The 17,523-nt window shown below is 34.1% G+C and carries 18 protein-coding genes; 7 read left to right on the top strand and 11 right to left on the bottom strand.

Features of this window, described 5'->3' with window-relative positions; all coding sequences use genetic code 11:
* The first annotated feature begins 230 nt into the window (after positions 1-230).
* Positions 231-3,515 (top strand): SLAP domain-containing protein, encoded by a 3,285-nt coding sequence (locus FC72_RS00085; protein WP_057763508.1) that lies wholly within the window; start codon positions 231-233, stop codon positions 3,513-3,515.
* A gap of 49 nt (positions 3,516-3,564) precedes the next feature.
* Here the strand turns inward: FC72_RS00085 and FC72_RS00080 are convergent, their stop codons facing one another.
* The 8 genes from FC72_RS00080 to FC72_RS00050 form a co-directional block, all read right to left on the bottom strand.
* A complete protein-coding gene (locus tag FC72_RS00080) occupies positions 3,565-4,047 on the bottom strand; it encodes a hypothetical protein (RefSeq protein ID WP_083480697.1) in 483 nt (160 codons plus the stop codon).
* Positions 4,047-5,615 (bottom strand): AAA family ATPase, encoded by a 1,569-nt coding sequence (locus FC72_RS00075; RefSeq protein WP_057763506.1) that lies wholly within the window; start codon positions 5,613-5,615, stop codon positions 4,047-4,049. The genes FC72_RS00080 and FC72_RS00075 overlap by 1 nt, the downstream gene beginning before the upstream one ends.
* Positions 5,616-5,624: 9 nt before the next feature.
* The gene (locus FC72_RS00070) at positions 5,625-6,068 is read right to left on the bottom strand and encodes a hypothetical protein (RefSeq protein ID WP_057763505.1); all 444 of its coding nucleotides are present in this window, start codon (positions 6,066-6,068) and stop codon (positions 5,625-5,627) included.
* On the bottom strand, positions 6,068-6,244 hold the full coding sequence (locus FC72_RS10700) for a hypothetical protein (protein WP_157051080.1): 177 nt from the start codon (positions 6,242-6,244) through the stop codon (positions 6,068-6,070). The genes FC72_RS00070 and FC72_RS10700 overlap by 1 nt, the downstream gene beginning before the upstream one ends.
* 2 nt (positions 6,245-6,246) lie before the next feature.
* Entirely contained in the window at positions 6,247-7,971 is a 1,725-nt protein-coding gene (locus FC72_RS00065; RefSeq protein WP_057763501.1) for a hypothetical protein, read from the bottom strand.
* Between the two features lie 293 nt (positions 7,972-8,264).
* Positions 8,265-9,596 (bottom strand): UDP-N-acetylmuramate--L-alanine ligase, encoded by a 1,332-nt coding sequence (murC, locus tag FC72_RS00060; protein ID WP_057763499.1) that lies wholly within the window; start codon positions 9,594-9,596, stop codon positions 8,265-8,267.
* Positions 9,597-9,606: 10 nt separating this feature from the next.
* Positions 9,607-10,239: a YtpR family tRNA-binding protein gene (gene ytpR / locus FC72_RS00055; protein ID WP_057763497.1), complete on the bottom strand. Its 633-nt coding sequence runs from the start codon at positions 10,237-10,239 to the stop codon at positions 9,607-9,609.
* 18 nt (positions 10,240-10,257) lie between these two features.
* Positions 10,258-10,584: a thioredoxin family protein gene (locus FC72_RS00050; protein WP_057763495.1), complete on the bottom strand. Its 327-nt coding sequence runs from the start codon at positions 10,582-10,584 to the stop codon at positions 10,258-10,260.
* A gap of 126 nt (positions 10,585-10,710) precedes the next feature.
* Between FC72_RS00050 and FC72_RS00045 the strand changes: the two genes are divergently transcribed.
* Positions 10,711-11,025 carry a hypothetical protein gene (locus FC72_RS00045; RefSeq protein ID WP_057763493.1) on the top strand — a complete coding sequence of 105 codons (315 nt, stop codon included), beginning with the start codon at positions 10,711-10,713 and terminating at the stop codon, positions 11,023-11,025.
* A gap of 20 nt (positions 11,026-11,045) precedes the next feature.
* Here FC72_RS00045 and trmB read toward each other — a convergent pair whose 3' ends face one another.
* The 3 genes from trmB to FC72_RS00030 are packed head-to-tail and all read right to left on the bottom strand — an operon-like array spanning position 11,046 to position 13,654.
* Positions 11,046-11,687 carry a tRNA (guanosine(46)-N7)-methyltransferase TrmB gene (gene trmB, locus FC72_RS00040; protein ID WP_057763491.1) on the bottom strand — a complete coding sequence of 214 codons (642 nt, stop codon included), beginning with the start codon at positions 11,685-11,687 and terminating at the stop codon, positions 11,046-11,048.
* 21 nt (positions 11,688-11,708) lie between these two features.
* Entirely contained in the window at positions 11,709-12,923 is a 1,215-nt protein-coding gene (locus FC72_RS00035) for an ABC transporter permease (RefSeq protein ID WP_057763490.1), read from the bottom strand.
* On the bottom strand, positions 12,923-13,654 hold the full coding sequence (locus FC72_RS00030) for an ABC transporter ATP-binding protein (protein ID WP_057763487.1): 732 nt from the start codon (positions 13,652-13,654) through the stop codon (positions 12,923-12,925). The genes FC72_RS00035 and FC72_RS00030 overlap by 1 nt, the downstream gene beginning before the upstream one ends.
* Before the next feature lie 262 nt (positions 13,655-13,916).
* On the opposite strand from FC72_RS00030, the gene FC72_RS00025 reads away from it, so the two are divergent.
* The 5 genes from FC72_RS00025 to FC72_RS00005 all read left to right on the top strand — a co-directional run bounded on the left by FC72_RS00025 (position 13,917) and on the right by FC72_RS00005 (position 17,434).
* Positions 13,917-14,327 carry a zinc ribbon domain-containing protein gene (locus FC72_RS00025; RefSeq protein ID WP_057763485.1) on the top strand — a complete coding sequence of 137 codons (411 nt, stop codon included), beginning with the start codon at positions 13,917-13,919 and terminating at the stop codon, positions 14,325-14,327.
* 37 nt (positions 14,328-14,364) lie between these two features.
* Positions 14,365-15,588 carry an Ltp family lipoprotein gene (locus FC72_RS00020; RefSeq protein WP_057763483.1) on the top strand — a complete coding sequence of 408 codons (1,224 nt, stop codon included), beginning with the start codon at positions 14,365-14,367 and terminating at the stop codon, positions 15,586-15,588.
* A 102-nt stretch (positions 15,589-15,690) separates the two neighbouring features.
* A complete protein-coding gene (locus tag FC72_RS00015) occupies positions 15,691-16,119 on the top strand; it encodes an HIT family protein (protein WP_057763481.1) in 429 nt (142 codons plus the stop codon).
* A gap of 4 nt (positions 16,120-16,123) precedes the next feature.
* Complete coding sequence (locus FC72_RS00010; RefSeq protein ID WP_057763480.1) at positions 16,124-16,417, top strand: hypothetical protein; 294 nt, start codon at positions 16,124-16,126, stop codon at positions 16,415-16,417.
* Positions 16,418-16,519: 102 nt separating this feature from the next.
* Positions 16,520-17,434: a peptidylprolyl isomerase PrsA gene (locus FC72_RS00005; protein WP_057763478.1), complete on the top strand. Its 915-nt coding sequence runs from the start codon at positions 16,520-16,522 to the stop codon at positions 17,432-17,434.
* The last annotated feature ends 89 nt before the right edge of the window (positions 17,435-17,523 follow it).

The raw sequence follows: 17,523 nt of genomic DNA, 5'->3' as shown, positions 1-17,523 counted from the left end.
TTCCTATATATTAAGGGATAAAGAGACACTTTATTTTTTTGCCTAAATTATATAAATTCAATTTTCATAATTTTTCTATTTAACTTAATGAATTATGCAAGGAAAAATTCATTTTCGGAAAACATCTCTTACGATAACTGAAATATATATTATTAAATGAATAATATAATTTAGTTATGTCATACAGGGTAATTATAATTTGACAATTATCAAGGATAGAGGGATAAAATATGAGATTTCAACAATTAAATCGTGACCCAAATACAGTCATGAGAAAAAAATTAGTTAAATCAAAGAAAAACTGGGTTGTAGTAAGCAGCCTGTCAATTGCAGGAGGACTATTTTTACTGGGCGCACCAAGTTATGTTGCTAATGCCGCAACTACTACTGATGCCGTTCAACAAGAAGTTGTGACACCTACATCTTCAGATTCGGGCACGACATCAACAACTGCTTCTGATGGTTCTACTGATACTTCATCACCAGACAATGGTGTAACCGGTTCAGCAACAAATGGTACAAAAGAAACAGTAAAATCAGATTCTGAAGATACAAATACACCAATTAATGGTACTGATGATAAATCAGCTACATCAGGCTCCACTACAAATAGTGATGGTACTGGTAATAATGGTACTGAAACAACAAATGGTGACGGAAATACACAAAATCAACCTCAAGTACAAGCATTTAGTGCAGAATCAACACCTATTGTTGAAGATACTTCAGCTACTAAAAATTCCGGTAATGGTTGGAGCTATGATCCTGATACAACAACTTTAACAATTAATGGTCAATTGGATGAAGGAAATGGTTCATACCAAGAGGATCGTTGGGGTGGAAACACTGCCAATATTACAACGATCAAAACTGTAGAAGGAGCAATCGCTCCTGTTGATTCGTCATATCTTTTTGCTAATATGACAAGTTTGACAAGTACTAATTCGGACTTTTCTCATTTGGAAACAGGCGATACAATAAATGCTCAAGGAATGTTTACAAATGATACAAGTTTAACTACTCCTGATTTTTCCAACAATGACTTTTCAAAGATGGAAAACATTAGTCATATGTTTGAAAATGATCATGCTCTTATAACCATTCAACTAGGTGCAATGCCATTTAAAAGTATTGTAAATGGTAGTTACGCTTTTGCCGATTGTGAAAATTTAACTGACTTCCTAGGTCAATATTCACCTCAGTATTCAAGTACAAATGCTTGGTATGTTGAAAAAGATACCGTCGCAAATCTTATATCTATGTTTAAAAATGATAAGTCACTAAATACAATCCAATTAACAACTTGGGGCTGGAAAGATGGAACGGAAACTGGTGATTCATCTTTAGGTGAAGGTATGTTTGATGGTACCAATTTATCTAGTATAAAAATCAGCGCTACTTTAAAGTTTAATCCCAAAACGGCTTTAACTTCTAGTAAAGGTATTAAATGGACTGATACCACATTTGGTCAATCATTCTCCGGTGTTCCAACTTTTGACGAAAACGGAAATCCAACCGGTGGATTAGGTTCTTTATATACTGGGATAAGCACCACACAATTACAGGGTAAAGATGATTTAAAAAATAAATATCTTGTATGGAATGCTAGTGGAGTACCAGATAGTACTACACAAGTTTCAAATCTAGTTACAATACACACTACTCACGATGGAACTACATCCGATATCACTACTACAGCACACGGTACTTGGAATAGCACGGTTAATGTAAAAGTACCAACTTCGTATTCATTCGATCCAAATAAATCCCCATATGTTACTTCTGTTGAAACAGTTCCTGTAGTCCTTGGTTTCACTGAAGCAACAGCCACAGATACAGTTCCATATACTCCAGCTGTAGCCAAAAGCGGTAACGTAAGTGTTAAAACAAGTAATGGAACTTCAATTGATATTCCTGTTACGGCAGCTGATACAGACACCATTGGAGATACTAAAACAGTAACTGTAACAAACGACCAAATCAAAAACTTAGCACCCGGATATCATCTAGCTAACAATGCAGAATCAACGGATATAGAAGTAAAATTCATTAGTCCAACTACAGATAATCCAGATATAACTGGTACATCAACATCCACTATTGAACTAGTTGGTGACGATGTTGCAGCTATCAACGATGGTTCAGTATTTACTAATCAAGGTACTAATAAGGACATTCCTGTTACTGTTACTGTCCCTGCTGGTACGATCGGTACCACAGTTCATGTCACTGTTTCTACTCCTGGTTATCAATCTGAGGATATTTTAGCTACTACCAATGTTGTAAATGGTCAAAATGTTGTTACTTATACCGATAAAGATGGAAAAGTTATCGACAATGATAATCCTCTTACTTTAACTGGTAATCCTGTAGAATCTAAAGATATCGATATACCAGCAATAGCGGGTGGCGACGATGAAACGCAAAAGGTTACTTTAAAAGCTGGTAAAGTTGGAGATACCCAAGAAATTACTCTTACTAAAGATGAACCGGGCTATACCAATCCAACAATCGTTGTTACATACGGTCCTAACGGTGAACTTACAATTGTTGATAAGGCAACTGGTAACCCTATTACAAAAGAAGCACCAGCAAAATACATCGGTACTCCAAACAAAGCAACAACTATCACATTTACAAAGCCAGATGGTACTACACAAGTTATTGACATCCCTGAAGGTGCTGGTAACTATGGTGATGCACCTATCACTTACACGGCTGATTCCGTAAATGGATATACCTCACCTTCCGTTATCGTTACTTACACAATCGGTGGTGTTCCAACAATTAGCTATGCCAGTGATCCTAATAAGACCGTCCTATCAACTGACAAACTAACATACACACCAATTCCAACTAATTCAGGAAACACTGACAATCAAGAAAATGGTGACATCGAATACAAGAATCAAACAATTTCCACATACGCTGACAAGCCTGCCGTTGAGCTTTATCAACTAGGCCAAGATGGTAAAATGACTCTTGTTACAAATCGTTCACTTGCAACAGCAACTGATTGGCAAAGTGATGCTGTTATTACAGTTGACGGTGTTGGTTACTACCGTGTTTCAACTAACGAATGGGCAAAGATGAGTCAAGCTTATCCATATACTGCTCCTAATGTTTACGTTAGAGCATACAGTGATTCTGCTAAACCTCTTTATAAAGCAGAAAGTGATTTAATTAAAAACAGATCACTCGCTGCAAATAGTAGCTGGGTCGCTGATCACCAAACATACGTAATCAATGGTACAAAACACTACCGTGTTTCAACTAATGAATTTGTTGACGAAAAAGATGTTTACGAATATACACCAGTAAACGAAATCGTCACAACACATTCTGGTTCTTCTGCACGTCTTTATACCGCCAAAGGTGACTTAGTTTCAAATAGAAGCCTAAGTGCTCACAGCAGTTGGAAGACTGACAGTATTACAACTATTAATGGTGAACAATATTATCGTGTTTCAACGAACGAATTCGTTAAAGCAGCAGATATTGATGTGAACCGTTAATTAACCGTAAAAATACGCTAAATTCCAATTTAGGAATTTAGCGTATTTTTTATATATTTATAACCGACACATCGCCACTTTCACTAACTGCTCTACAACAATCAGAATAAACTTCGATATATTCATACATCCCTTTTTTAGCTAATGAACGTGCGCGTTCCATATCATCTGGTAAAACTTCACCGGTATGATAGTGAGTTAGTATCTCTAAAACAAATGTCAAAGTATGTACTTCATAAGTACCACCTAAATAACATTTAGAGATATACCCTTTCAAAATTCCATTTAAATTAACTTCTGGAAATTCACCTTTAATCGTATTAATAATTTGATCTATTTCAGTTTGTTTTAACCTTCCATCACCAATATCTAGCTTATTAAGGGCACTCATATATTCTTTGGAACGTTTTTTTCGCAAGATGTTAGCAATTCTGCCAGTATTAGTGACAGTACTGGTATTGGCTTTCACACTTTCTTTACTAGATAAACTGATAGAACTATTAGAACTCATATTGAGTAGCTTTCTTGGCATTACAAAAGTACCTTTCTAGTCTTAGAAACCTTATTTAAATCGTTCTTTTCTGCACCAATTGGTCGACCTGACGCAGGTACAGCACGACTTTTACCCCATTCCCTTATATCATCGATTTTTTCAGGGCTTGTTTGAGATAATGGGACTACATTTTGGAAAGTATCTGTAATCAATTTCTCCGATAGCTCAGTCTCCTCAGAAAGTGTTGTGTAGGCTAAATCACGTACAGCTGATTCTAAGTCCGCACCAGTAAATCCATTAGACATTTCAACAACCGCATCTGACAATGGACCGGCAAATTCTACCTTAAGATATTTACGCATATAAATTGAAACAATATCTCGTCTCTCTTCAGCTGTTGGAAGATCAACGAAGAATAATTCATCAAAACGACCTCGTCTCAACAATTCTGAAGGCAACTTACTGACATCATTTGCCGTCGCCACAACAAAGACTTGTTTTTTACTTTCTTGAAGCCAAAACAAAAATTGACCAACCATTCTAGTCGAAACTCCACCATCATTGCTAGAACCTGCTCCTGATAATCCTTTTTCAATCTCATCAATCCACAACACACAAGGAGATACTTGATCAGCTGTGTTAAGCGCATCTTTTAGTTGCTGTTCAGTTTGACCGACATAACTACCTTGAACTGTAGCAAAATCCAATCTGTATAATGGCAGTTTCCAATTAGCTGCAATTGATTTAGCCGACAATGATTTACCACAACCAGGTACTCCGACTAAAAGAATCCCTCTAGGAGGTCTTAACCCACGTTTGCGTAATTCAGCGTGCTTTGTTGGTGTTAATAATTTCTTCTTTGCTGCTAACCACTGTTGTAATCCTGATAGTCCACCAACTTCTTTAACACTATCATCAACAGTTATTTTTTCTAATCCTGATATATTAGTAAATAATCTATCTTTAGACTTTCTAATTTCATCTATGTCATCTTTTTTGATCGACTTCTTAGCAATCAAAGATGCAATAACATTTTCCGTTTCAATTTTAGTAACGCCAACTAATGATGTAGCAGCCTCTCTAACATCTTCGTCATCCCATTCAATCGGAATTTCATTGCGATAATCATCAATATATCCAGATATTATTCCATACATTTCATTTTCGTCAGGAAGATCTAGCTTGAGAACCATCCCCAAGCGCTGCAACTGACTCCATACGGAAGTATTAGTTAATGTAATAACCATTCCACCCGACTCATTTGCTAAAGTCACCAAATCAAGAACTTGTTTAGCACTATCGTTATCAGTCGAAATATCAGGCACTTCTGTCAAAATCAAAGTAAGATTCTGACGATGCTTCATCTCTTCTCCAATATAGTCCATAGCACCGTAGACAGATTTGTCCTCATTAACAACCTGATCGTTTTCAATATTATAAGTACCTTTAGACAGAGTATGAACTAAAAAGCCTAAATTTAATTCTTCTGATATTGATTTTAATAGTCCCAAAGCTCTGGAACGTTCAATAGTATTCAAAGCAATAAAAGGTATTCTGGCAATGGAATATCTAGTTAACAACTCTTTAGTTTCTTTGATTCCGCTCATATTTTCTCCTTAGTTATCTATGCGATTATTACGTACCAAACTAGACAACTTTCCGCTTTGATCAGTTTTCGCGGATTCTTCTAAGTTACTCTGTAGATCCTTACGAGATTCGTATAACATCTCTACCAATTTTCGTCTTTGTTCTGTAGGAATGGCTTCAATATTAGTAAAGTTTCTCATTGTTTCAAATTCATCTTTTAATTGATGAATTGATTTAACAAAATTGGCTTCAGGTATTCCTGATTGACTTATCTGCTTTTCAAAGACAGAAACTGAATCATTCATTCGTTTATTGATGGAAGCTGTTAGACGTTTCATAAATCTATCGGCGACACCAGTTTGCCAAACTAAAGTACCATGTTTAGCATCTTCCAAAACTTGTTCATCATTTTCCCTAGCATCAAATTTCTTAAAAAGGTTTGCCCACTCACGATATGTCGAAATATTTACCATTATTGGTGTCTCCTAACTACAACATTACCTGGAACTAAGTCCCAGTCTGGTAGACCTTTTGCAAAAACGTCATCAAGTTGATTTTTAATCTTTGAGTCATTAGAAGTTTCAACTGGTTTAAAAGTATTTTTTTCTTCATCGATCGATGAAAATACAGAGTTATTTTTATTATCCATGACTAAACCTCACTTTTAATATTAATGTGACGAGCTGTAGTTTTTAGATTGCGTATATATTGTTGTGGTGTCAATTGCTCTAAAAATTCGATAACTTTATCATATTCTGTATCTATTTCATCAAACTCTTCTCTAATATCTACTGTTTCAGCCATAATTTGTCTGATTATATTAGCACCATCTGTTTTTTGACTTTCAAATTGCTGAATCAATTCTTGCTTTCTCTTCTCAGCCTCATCAATTTTTCGTTTAGAATGAATAGCCCAGTATCCACCCATCAAGGCTAAAATTACTCCGATAATTGCATGACCGGATAAAGCCAAAATAACTCCTATTGCACCTAGAACTCCACCAACGTAGAATCCATTTTTACTTATTTTATTTTTATTTAGTTCAGTCTGTTTCTTAGATTCAACATCAGCTTGGTAATTATTTATACTTTCAATTTCATTTTCACCATTTTCGGTCGAATCTGAAAATCCATTTATGTGATAATTTATTTTTTCAGGAACTCTAGCTCTATTTTTTAAGACTAAATCACCATAGGCATCTTTGATCCAATCTTTTGAAAGAGCAATGGCAAACTTTTGAGTTGAAGAACTTCCACCACTACCACCATTCATTAAAGCAGCATCAGTTAATAATTGAGAGAAGTCTTTCTTTTCGACGTATGATTTATCTTCTACTTCCATATCTTGTCTGGCTCTTGATTTGTTACCGTCATATTTAATAATAAGTTCATTAAGACGTTCTTCACGTTTATACTTCAATTCTTCATTATCAAATCCAGTTACTAATGACAATAAAATATCATCCAACTGCATTTTAATATTTTCAGTTGAATCAACTTTATTAAATATTTCTTCAAAATAATCCAAAATCTCTCGGTGAAGATATGCACCTTTCAAAGTATCTTCAAGATCACCCCAGCTGGAGGAATATTGTTGCAACATTGGATATGGATTATCTAGTGTTTCTGGCTTGTAGAGCGCTAGAGCTTCACCCCACTGTTCTTCTTGTTCTTGGGCAAAGTTAGGACGATTTTCTAGATTGCTTAACCAACGTTCAAGAGTACCTGATACAGCACCCTCTGCATCAACACCCAACAAGCCATTAGAAAAAGCATCTATGATAATAATGGAATTTCGGTCAAGCTGTGTTTCATCCTGACTTTGAAGGTAATAAGATGTCCATTTTAAGCTGGCGTTTTTACGATCCGCTCTACGACAAATCAAAGCAAATAGTAATGATGTTTTTTGTTTATCTCTTTTTAAAGCCTCATTCAAAGCTTTATCCGCCAATTCGTGGTCGTTATTTATCCAGGCAGATAGTGCTACTAAACAAGGTGCTAGCCAATATCCAGGGGCTGATATCATCATTTTTTCACTAGCAGAGGTAATTACTTCTTTTCGAACTATTTCTAAATCATCTGCTTGCAGAATACCGACCGTAGTTCTTCTTATTTCATCATAATGACCATAATTCTTTTCGATTTCTTGCTCAATTTGTACTATTTTAGTATGTGCAATACTTAAATTGTTACTTAACATTTGCTGTTCAACATAGTCGTTGAATTCTTGTCTTAAGGTCAAAATCTCATCTTGAACTGAATCGACTTTACTATCAACTTCTTGAACATTGGCATCAACATTTCCTATATTGTTTGCCAAAACGCTCAAATTTCTCTCAATTGTTCTAAGGTCTGCTTCTTGAATGGCCTCTGTCATTAGTTTTCTCCCTATTCCTATAAAATTCCTTATAACAATAACATTATAACCAAGCCCAACTAGCTCTGTCACCAACTTTTTCCCGTTATAAATAATTTTATTTGAAATACAAAAAAAGAGTTTGGGACAAAACTATTATTATCTTTAAATATGCAGCATAAACGTGGAACAAAACATAGCTTTTTCCGCTTAAATCAAATAACGCCAGCAATCCAAATTCGGATTACTGGCGTTATTTGCCTTAATGCTCGAAAGCTGAACATGTTTTGTTCCACTTTCTTTATTTTTAAATTTTATTGTTGATTAGGATTCAAGTTACTTAAGACTTGTTCATAAGCAGTTTCATACTTTTGAACATCTCCGGCGCCCATAAAGATAATAACAGCATTATGGTAATCCAATAATGGTGACATATCCTCAAGTTCAAGGACTTTTCCACCCTTATGAATCTTATCGCCAAGATCCTTACTTGTAATATCTCCATGTTTTTCACGAATTGAACCAAAGATATTAGTTAAATAAACTTCATCTGCAAGATCTAATGACTTGGCAAAATCGTCCATTAAGGCAAGAGTTCTTGTGTAAGTATGTGGTTGGAATACAGCTACTACTTCGCGGTCAGGATACTTTTGTCTAGCAGCATCAATTGTTGCTTTAATTTCTTGTGGATGGTGAGCGTAGTCATCAATGATAACCATGTCAGCAACTTTCTTTTCACTGAAACGTCTCTTAACACCACTAAATGTTTGTAATTCTTTGTTGATCAATGAATGGTCGAGGTGTTCCATATGTCCAACACCAATAACTGCCAATGAATTAAGAACATTATGTTCACCATACAAAGGAACTTCAAAGTTACCGATGTTTTCACCTTTTATAGTTACATCAAATGATGAACCCTTAACAGTTCTCTTAATATTTGTGGCACGAATATCGTCTGACTCATCTAAACCATAATAGTAGATAGGAACATCTGCTTTGATAGATTTAGCATGCTTATCTTCACCCCAGATGAAGATACCCTTCTTTGTCTTACGTGATTCAGACTCAAAGGCATCAACAACATCGTTTATTCCACCAAAGAAGTAGTCAGGATGGTCAAAATCGATATTTGTAATGATCAAATAGTCTGGTGAATAATCTAAGAAATGACGACGGTATTCATCAGCTTCAAATACGAAGAATTTAGCATCTTTAACACCTTTACCAGAACCATCACCAATCAAGTATGATGTCTTAGCAATACCACTTAAAGTATGTGCTAATAAACCGGTTGTGCTTGTTTTACCATGAGATCCTGCAATACCAATAGATGTATATTCTGAAACTAATTTACCTACCATTTGTGGATATGTAACAACTGGCAAATGCATGTCATTAGCTTTTTTTATTTCAACTTGATCATCATCAAAGGCATTACCTTTAACAATTGTTAAACCATCATGAATGTTATCTGCATCAAATGGTAAAATTTTGATTCCTGCTTGTTCAAGTCCTCTTTGAGTAAATGTATATTTATCAATATCAGAACCTTGAACTGTATATCCTAAATCTTTCAAAATAAGTGCCAAAGCACTCATTCCTGTACCTTTAATACCAACGAAATGATAGACTGTATTTTCCATAAAAAAACTCCTAATCGAACATTTTTGCTGCTTTATCAAAATCAAATGCTTCTCCAGCATTACCTGAATCTAACACCAAAATACCACGTTTTTGTGGCGCATTTGGAATGCCTAATTCTTTAGCAGAACAAATCATTCCATAACTATCCACACCACGTAATGCACCTGGCCAAATTTCAGTACCAGTTGGCATTACAGCTCCTGGTAGAGCTACCACTACTAATTGACCTTGTTCAATATTAGGTGCTCCACAGACGATTTGAACAGGCTTTTCAAGACCAACATCTGTTTGAGTAATATGTAGATGATCAGAATCAGGATGTTCCTTCATTTCATCAACATGACCAATTACAAATTTAGGACTATTATCAGCAACAAGCTTGTCACTAAATCCAGCTTTTGAAATTGCATCATTTAAAATTGAAACTTGGTCGTCATCCAAAAATACTTGACCCTTTTCGGTCAAATTAAGCTTTTTACCTAGACCAAAAAAATTGAAGCCGATGGCTTCATTTGTATCATCATTAAAAATTCTTACAACATTATTCTTATTCTCGTTTGATTGGGTAATTCCAGCATCATCTGCTAATTCCACAATCAAAATGTCACCTAGGACATCTGGGTTATAAAAGCTTAATAACATTATTTCCTCACTCAATTATTATTTATTTATTACTGAATCAATAAAGGTCTCAACTTCTTCTTTAGTTTTACGATCTTTATTTACTAGTCTACCAATTTCTTGACCATTTTCAATAATAACAAAGCTAGGAATTCCCATAATATCTAATTCTCTGGCAATATCCATGTTATTATCACGATTAAAACTGATCCAGTTGAAATCAGAATACTCTTTTTCTAGTTCAGGTAACTTAGGTTCGATAAATTTGCAGTCTGGGCACCAGTCAGCGTGGAAGAATAAAATAAACTTCCCCTCTTTTGTTACTTCATGCCAATCTTTTATTCCATAATCTTCAAATTCTTTCATATCATTCACCTCTCGTAATTAAGATACTTTTTATTTCTATTTCGGTCAATTAAATGTCCTTGGCTAGTAGATTAATATATAATAGTGTTAATATATGGTTAATAAAACATCAAGGAGTGATTCAAAATGAGTAAAAAAGGTTTCGGTTCTCTAATTGCTTGTGGTGCTGTGCTTGTAGCTAGTGCCGCTACTACTGTTTTAGTAAAGCATCATCTAGATAGTGCAAAAATTATTGATAAAGTTAAATCAGTTCTTGGCGAAGACAGCAAAGTAATTGGTTCATGGGTTGAACCATTCTACCAACGTGTCGATATCAATGGACAATCCTCATGGGGAATCGTTGGTGGCGTAACAACCATGGATGAATTCGATGTTGCTCAATACCATTTTATTGCTGATGCAGTATCTGGCGAATTACTAAACATTAAAAAAGTTCAATAATCAGTACTTACATAATAATTTTAAAATGAGGCTTTCAGGTAATTTATCCTGAAGCCTTTTTTTGAGAACTTTTCTTCATATTCAGTTTGAATATTGTTCTCGTTTAACTTTTCATCATTATGAAGATCTAAGGACAACTCATTAAAATTCATTCCAAAATTATTCATACTTACTAATGAGTATTCAAACAAACCTTGATTATCAGTTTTAAATTCAATGTTTCCATCATCTTCAAGTACATATTTATATTGTTCTAAGAATGACTTGTAAGTTAATCTTCTCTTTTCATGACGAGTCTTAGGCCATGGATCAGAGAAATTAAGATAAAGACCTTTAATCTCATTCTCAGCAAATAAATCAGATAAATTAGAACCATTTGCTAAAAGTAATTGTAAATTAGGCAATTTATTTTCAACTTGTTTCTTCAGGATCAAAGCAATTGCTCCTTCTTGAACTTCCATCGCAATATAATTATTTTGCGGATTTCTTTTAGCTAATTCTGTGATAAAAGCACCCTTACCTGAACCTAGTTCAAGATACAAAGGTTGTTTTTCCTCAAATCTTTCTTGCCATTTACCTTGCATGTTTTCCGGTTGAACCGAAATCAAATCCAGGTTGTCATTGATCATATCTTTAGCCCACGGTTTGTTTCTTAATCTCATAAATCTAAATACACTCCACTATTAAATTATTTTTTTAAGTTGTCTTGGAATATAGAAATATCCAACAAATACTAATACAGCAAGTCCAGCTGCAATAATAATCAAACTATTCATACTAAAACTAAATTTATACAAAATTGCAAAAGCACTGATCAACCATTGAACAAACAATACAAAGGTACTTAATTTAGTAAAGTCCTTGATCTTATCAGCTTGTTTTACTGGGTAGATTCTTTGCATTAAGTTTTGCATAGTCTCTTTAAAATAAGGCTTTAACTGAAACCCTACTAAGTAAATAAATAACATTTCTACTATTAAAGAGATGTAAAAATTATCGATCAAGCATAACATAATTGCTTGAATAACTGTCAATCTAAAGAACAATCCAATATATTCATTATTTCTAACAAATCCTCGAGCAAACAAATATAGATATGTATTACCTTGTTCTTGCTTGATTCCCTTGAATAAAAAGTCTAACCATTTACGACGTCTGATCTTACTATTAACACCAGGTACATCAGTAAATAAATTATAGAATCGTTTGATTCTAAACATTCTTTGATTTTCTTTAGCAATCGCACTTTGCCATTGAAGTTGACCCGATTCACAAATCGCCTGACTTTTTGAAATGACAACTCCTAATAAAATAACGGCTACAATCACCAAAACAAAACTACTTAGATAAGTAGATACAATAAGTAAAGCTAACAGTAACAAGTTCAACCAATTCTTGGCTGACATCCCTTTAAAGCTGTCTTTACCATATATACCAAATACTTCAAAATTTATCATTGTAAACTTATAAACAATTACCCCTAATGTCAGGATAACAATTGACAAAACGGACAATCCCGCCGCTTTAAAAGCAAATGGTGACATTAAAAACCCAACCAGGGCAATAGTAACAATTGGCAACATGCTACTATAATTTTTTGCGGCTTTGAAATAGTCATAGAAATCTTTTTCTTTTACCAGCAAGAAAGTACTGTCTGGTTCCTCTAGTAAAGTAGCTACACTACCCGATTGAGCAATTAACCAATACAAAATAATAACTATTGGTTTACCAAAAATATTGACTTGATTAATAGTATCTAAGAAATTGGAATACCAAAATCCTAAAGCACCTATTAAGACAATAAAAGCCAATACAAAATTATCATTGAAAATAAGTCTTAAATATTTAAATTGATCAAGTTGATGTCTTCTTAATCTTTCTTTCCACAAATCAGTCATTATTGATCTTCGTTTGACATTTTGATGTAGATATCATCTAAATTACCATTTTGCATGTCAAACTTCTCCTTTAGTTCATCTAAAGTACCATCAGCTCTAACTTGGCCATGATTCAATAGAATAAATTTATCAGCATGATCTTGAACGGTTGCTAAAACGTGAGTAGACATCAATACTGAACAACCTTTTTGCTTCTTTTCTTCAACTATATTCAATAAATCATTAACAGCTAACGGATCTAGACCAGTAAACGGTTCATCAATAATAAACAGTCTGGCATCAGTCATAAAAGCACAGACGATCATTACTTTTTGTTTCATACCCTTTGAAAAATTTTGTGGGAACCAATCTAATTTATTATCAAGACGGAAAGTCTTTAAAAGCTCGTGTGCTTTTTCCCATGTTTTGTCGTGATCAAGCCCGTAAGCCATAATCGTCAAGTTAATATGTTCTTTTAGAGTCAGTTCTGAATAGAGAATTGGCATTTCGGGCACATACGCAATTTTTTTTCGATATTCTTCAACATTATCTTGTAAACTCATGCCGTCGATCAAAATTTGACCGCCACGAGGAGTCAACAAGCCAATAATATGTTTAATAGTTGTTGATTTACCTGCTCCGTTTAGACCAATTAATCCAACTACTTGTCCATCTTCAACTGTAAAGGTTTCTTTTTTTAAGACTGATACTTGGCCATAACCACCAGTCAGTTCTTTAAGTTCTAGAGTCATAGATAACCACCTATACCTGTTTTAATTACAAAAGCACAATTCTAAGCCGATCTGACTTTGAACTGTGCTTATTCTTATTAATATTATAACCCAAGCACTAATCAATTTACATTGTTGAAAATTATTACATATAATTTTCTGTAATTACTCTGATACATAAAATAATTCATTGTCCAAATATCAACGCAATGCTACTCTTTAAAGGGTTCTACGTCTAAAATCAGACGACGTTAAAAACTGAAAACATAAGGGAGTTTTAGTTATGGGAGATGACAGCAAAAAATTTTGCTATAAATGTGGAAAGGAACTTACTGGGGATATTCAATTTTGTCCGTATTGTGGAGCTGATCAAGCACCACAATCTAACACAATAAAAACGGAATCAAAAGTAATAAATGATACATCAAATAATCCAAACAACAACAATATCAACACGCAAAATGTTGATTCTAAGACATGGGTCATCTTAGATGTTATCGGTTGGGTCGTATTTGTATTTTCATTTGTTCCTGGTCTTGATCTAGGATTTCTTGTTTCCTTAGCTCTAGGTATAGTTATTCAAAAGAAATTTAACCACAAAGGTGCGGGTATGGGGCTTTGGATCCCATCAGCTATATTATTTGGAATTTTATTTATGATTGGATTTATTAGCGGCTTTTTAGGGGCCATCTAAGTAAACATCAAAAATCAAATAAATTTAAGGAGAAATCATGGAGCCAGATAAACGATTTTGCGTGCACTGTGGTAAAGAAATAGAAAAAGATGTAGTTTTTTGTCCCTACTGTGGAAAAAAACAGCCTGACTTTACAATTTCAAAGGATTTTAAAACTGAAGAAATAAAAACGAATAATAACAATCTTAACAAGGTCGATACTAAAGAAGTTCAAAGAAAAAACCGTAATATTTTGATTTCTATGGCCGTAATTGCTGTATTTGTAATTATTGCATTAATCTACTTAATCTCTAGTTTCCACTCAAAGCCCACGATTTCTGTAGATACCAACCACGTAAAGATAACCGGTACAAACACTACGGGAAATCTAAGTGGTAAAACTTCCGCTAATACCAATGTAATCGCAAAAAATTACGATGGATTTACTGGAAACATAAAAGTAAAATCTGATAGCAATGGCCGCTTTACACTAAAGCACCTTGAAGCTAGTGCGACTTACAAACTACATGCCAAGAACAAAAATGGCTCATCTGAAGTAAAAAAAATAAAGGTCGGAGCAATTCCATCTAGTGCTCATACTAAACTAACTATCAAGGGGCAAGATGAATTCGGTGATCTATACGTTGATAAAGGCACTAAATCAATCAAGGTTTCAGGAACAGCTCCAAAGGGTTCAACTGTAAAGATTGAAGATAATCAAGACAGCTACAAGGTAGTCAAAAATATTAGAATTGGCAAAAGCAAAAAATGGTCAGCACAATTAGAAGATAATGGTCAAACTAGTAAAGATTTAATGTATACTACCTTCTCTATCACTTCTAAATCAAAAGGCCTTCTTGAAAGTGAGCTGCACGAAGTAAACTTTGCAAATGATAATTATGGTAAATCATCTGAAGAACAAGCTAATGCCTCTGATACAAACAATGATGATGTAAAAACCACTGATGATGACGATCCAACTTCTGAGGACAAAACAGCTCTTAAAAAAGCTAAAATCTATGCTAAAGATATGAACATGTCTAAAGCTGGAATTTATGAGCAGATAACCTCAAAATCTGGAGATAACATGTCAACAACAGAAGCTCAATATGCCATTGATCATGTCAAAGCAAATTGGAATAAAAATGCACTAGCAACTGCCAAAAACTACAAGAAAATGTCGCTATCTAAACAAGAGATTTATGAACAATTAACTTCAAAAGATGGTGATCAATTTACTTCTGATGAAGCTAATTACGCTACAGAACATTTACCTAATTAAAAATAATCAATACTATCACAGAGTTATATAGAATTGTGTAAACAGTTTCAATCAATTATGATAGCATTATAGTAAATACACTGTTTTCGAGAGGAGATTTTTATGGACGATTGTATCTTTTGTAAAATAATCAGAAACGAAATTCCAAATACTACTATATACGAGGATGACGATATCAAAGCATTCTTTGATATTTCTCAAGTTACTCCTGGACACACTTTAGTAGTACCAAAGAAACACATTAAGAACATTTTTGAATACGACGAAGACCTTGCTCAAAGAGTCTTTAAAAAAGTCCCAATGATTGCCCGTGCCATCAAGGAATCTAATCCTGATATTATTGGTATGAACATTTGCTTAAATAACGGAGAAATCGCATATCAAAGCGTTATGCACTCTCATATTCATCTAGTACCTAGATATTCTAAAGATGACGGTTTTTCAATGAAATGGGCTGACAATACTGGCCTAGCATCTAATGAACAACTTCAAGAACGTGCTGATGCCATCAAGAAAAACTTGGAGGACTAAATATATGAAATTTTCTACTGGTTTTATTATTGGAGCTGTCTCTGGTATTGCATTAAATTACTTCCAAAAAGGTTCTTTTACTGACGATGCAAATAAGGTTTTATCCACCGTTTCAACTATTAAAGAATCTATTTCAGAACTATCTGACAGCGTTAAAGTCGTCCCTGGAGTCGTTAAAGACCTTCAAAAAGATTTTTCGGACTATACTAACGATATACAACCTGATGTAGAGAACATACAATCTTCAATATCTGAGTTGCAAGATAATATGGAAGAGTTTAAGAGCATAAATAGATAAATTATGAAGATTTTATGACTTTTTCCCGAATTATCCGACTTAAAGTGCCATTTTATGGTATTCTCTTCAATTGTAGACATATTAAATAAGGATGTGTAAAGGATGAATAAACGATTTACTAAGTGGATCCTAGCAATTGCTGGTCTTCTAATGATAACCGTTGTTGCTGGTTGTTCCGGTAACAAGACCGTTGCTTCTATGAAGGGTGGAAGAATCACTCAACAAGAATACTACGATGAAATGAAGAGTTCTTCTTCTGGTAAGCAAACACTTCAAACAATGATCATCTCTAAAGCTCTTGAAGAACAATATGGTAAAAAAGTTAGTGACAAGCAAGTTACTAAAGAATATAACAAGTACAAGTCACAATATGGTTCTTCATTCAGTTCAATTCTTCAACAAAATGGTATGACAACAAAACAATTTAAGAAGAATATCCGTACTAACCTTCTTACAAAAGTTGCTTTGAAAGATAACAAGAAGATTTCTGATAAGAAGCTTAAGAGCGAATGGAAATCATATCAACCAAAAATTACTGTTGCTCAAGTCTTAGTTAAGAAGAAGGCTACTGCTCAAGAAGTTATTGATAAACTTAATAACGGTGAGAAGTTCGCTGATTTAGCTAAAGAATACTCAACTGACTCTGCCACAAAGAATAATGGTGGTAAGATGGCAGCATTTGACAAAGACAGTACAACAATTGATTCAGACTTCAAGACAGCCGCATACAAGCTTGATAAAGTTGGCGATATTACATCAGAACCAGTTAAAACAAGTTATGGTTACTCAGTAATCAAATTAGTTAAGAAACCTGCTAAGGGTAAACTTGCTGATCACAAGGCTCTATTGAAATCTAAGATCTATGCAGAATGGATGCAAGATTCAACCGTTATGCAAAAAGTTATTTCTAAAGTCTTGAAGAAGGCTGATGTTTCAATCAAGGATAATGATCTTAAAGATATTCTTTCAGGGTATGTTTCAGGTTCATCATCATCAAATTCTTCAACAGCTAAATAATTAAATTAAAAAAGGATTCGGAAAATTTTCCGATGCGATAATCCCTTTATGGTTGTCAGATGAAATACAATAATTCATCTGATGATTAT

Origin of the sequence: Companilactobacillus tucceti DSM 20183 (assembly GCF_001434665.1) — a bacterium.
GTDB lineage: Bacteria > Bacillota > Bacilli > Lactobacillales > Lactobacillaceae > Companilactobacillus > Companilactobacillus tucceti.
Note: the sequence above shows the minus strand (reverse complement) of the source record. Positions and strands in the feature narration are given on the sequence as shown.

Bases quoted from the DNA above. Each gene is read 5' to 3' on its own strand.
- FC72_RS00085 (WP_057763508.1), top strand. From the start codon at position 231: ATGAGATTTCAACAATTAAATCGTGACCCAAATACAGTCATGAGAAAA.
- FC72_RS00080 (WP_083480697.1), bottom strand. From the start codon at position 4,047: ATGCCAAGAAAGCTACTCAATATGAGTTCTAATAGTTCTATCAGTTTA.
- FC72_RS00075 (WP_057763506.1), bottom strand. From the start codon at position 5,615: ATGAGCGGAATCAAAGAAACTAAAGAGTTGTTAACTAGATATTCCATT.
- FC72_RS00070 (WP_057763505.1), bottom strand. From the start codon at position 6,068: ATGGTAAATATTTCGACATATCGTGAGTGGGCAAACCTTTTTAAGAAA.
- FC72_RS10700 (WP_157051080.1), bottom strand. From the start codon at position 6,244: ATGGATAATAAAAATAACTCTGTATTTTCATCGATCGATGAAGAAAAA.
- FC72_RS00065 (WP_057763501.1), bottom strand. From the start codon at position 7,971: ATGACAGAGGCCATTCAAGAAGCAGACCTTAGAACAATTGAGAGAAAT.
- murC (WP_057763499.1), bottom strand. From the start codon at position 9,596: ATGGAAAATACAGTCTATCATTTCGTTGGTATTAAAGGTACAGGAATG.
- ytpR (WP_057763497.1), bottom strand. From the start codon at position 10,239: ATGTTATTAAGCTTTTATAACCCAGATGTCCTAGGTGACATTTTGATT.
- FC72_RS00050 (WP_057763495.1), bottom strand. From the start codon at position 10,584: ATGAAAGAATTTGAAGATTATGGAATAAAAGATTGGCATGAAGTAACA.
- FC72_RS00045 (WP_057763493.1), top strand. From the start codon at position 10,711: ATGAGTAAAAAAGGTTTCGGTTCTCTAATTGCTTGTGGTGCTGTGCTT.
- trmB (WP_057763491.1), bottom strand. From the start codon at position 11,687: ATGAGATTAAGAAACAAACCGTGGGCTAAAGATATGATCAATGACAAC.
- FC72_RS00035 (WP_057763490.1), bottom strand. From the start codon at position 12,923: ATGACTGATTTGTGGAAAGAAAGATTAAGAAGACATCAACTTGATCAA.
- FC72_RS00030 (WP_057763487.1), bottom strand. From the start codon at position 13,654: ATGACTCTAGAACTTAAAGAACTGACTGGTGGTTATGGCCAAGTATCA.
- FC72_RS00025 (WP_057763485.1), top strand. From the start codon at position 13,917: ATGGGAGATGACAGCAAAAAATTTTGCTATAAATGTGGAAAGGAACTT.
- FC72_RS00020 (WP_057763483.1), top strand. From the start codon at position 14,365: ATGGAGCCAGATAAACGATTTTGCGTGCACTGTGGTAAAGAAATAGAA.
- FC72_RS00015 (WP_057763481.1), top strand. From the start codon at position 15,691: ATGGACGATTGTATCTTTTGTAAAATAATCAGAAACGAAATTCCAAAT.
- FC72_RS00010 (WP_057763480.1), top strand. From the start codon at position 16,124: ATGAAATTTTCTACTGGTTTTATTATTGGAGCTGTCTCTGGTATTGCA.
- FC72_RS00005 (WP_057763478.1), top strand. From the start codon at position 16,520: ATGAATAAACGATTTACTAAGTGGATCCTAGCAATTGCTGGTCTTCTA.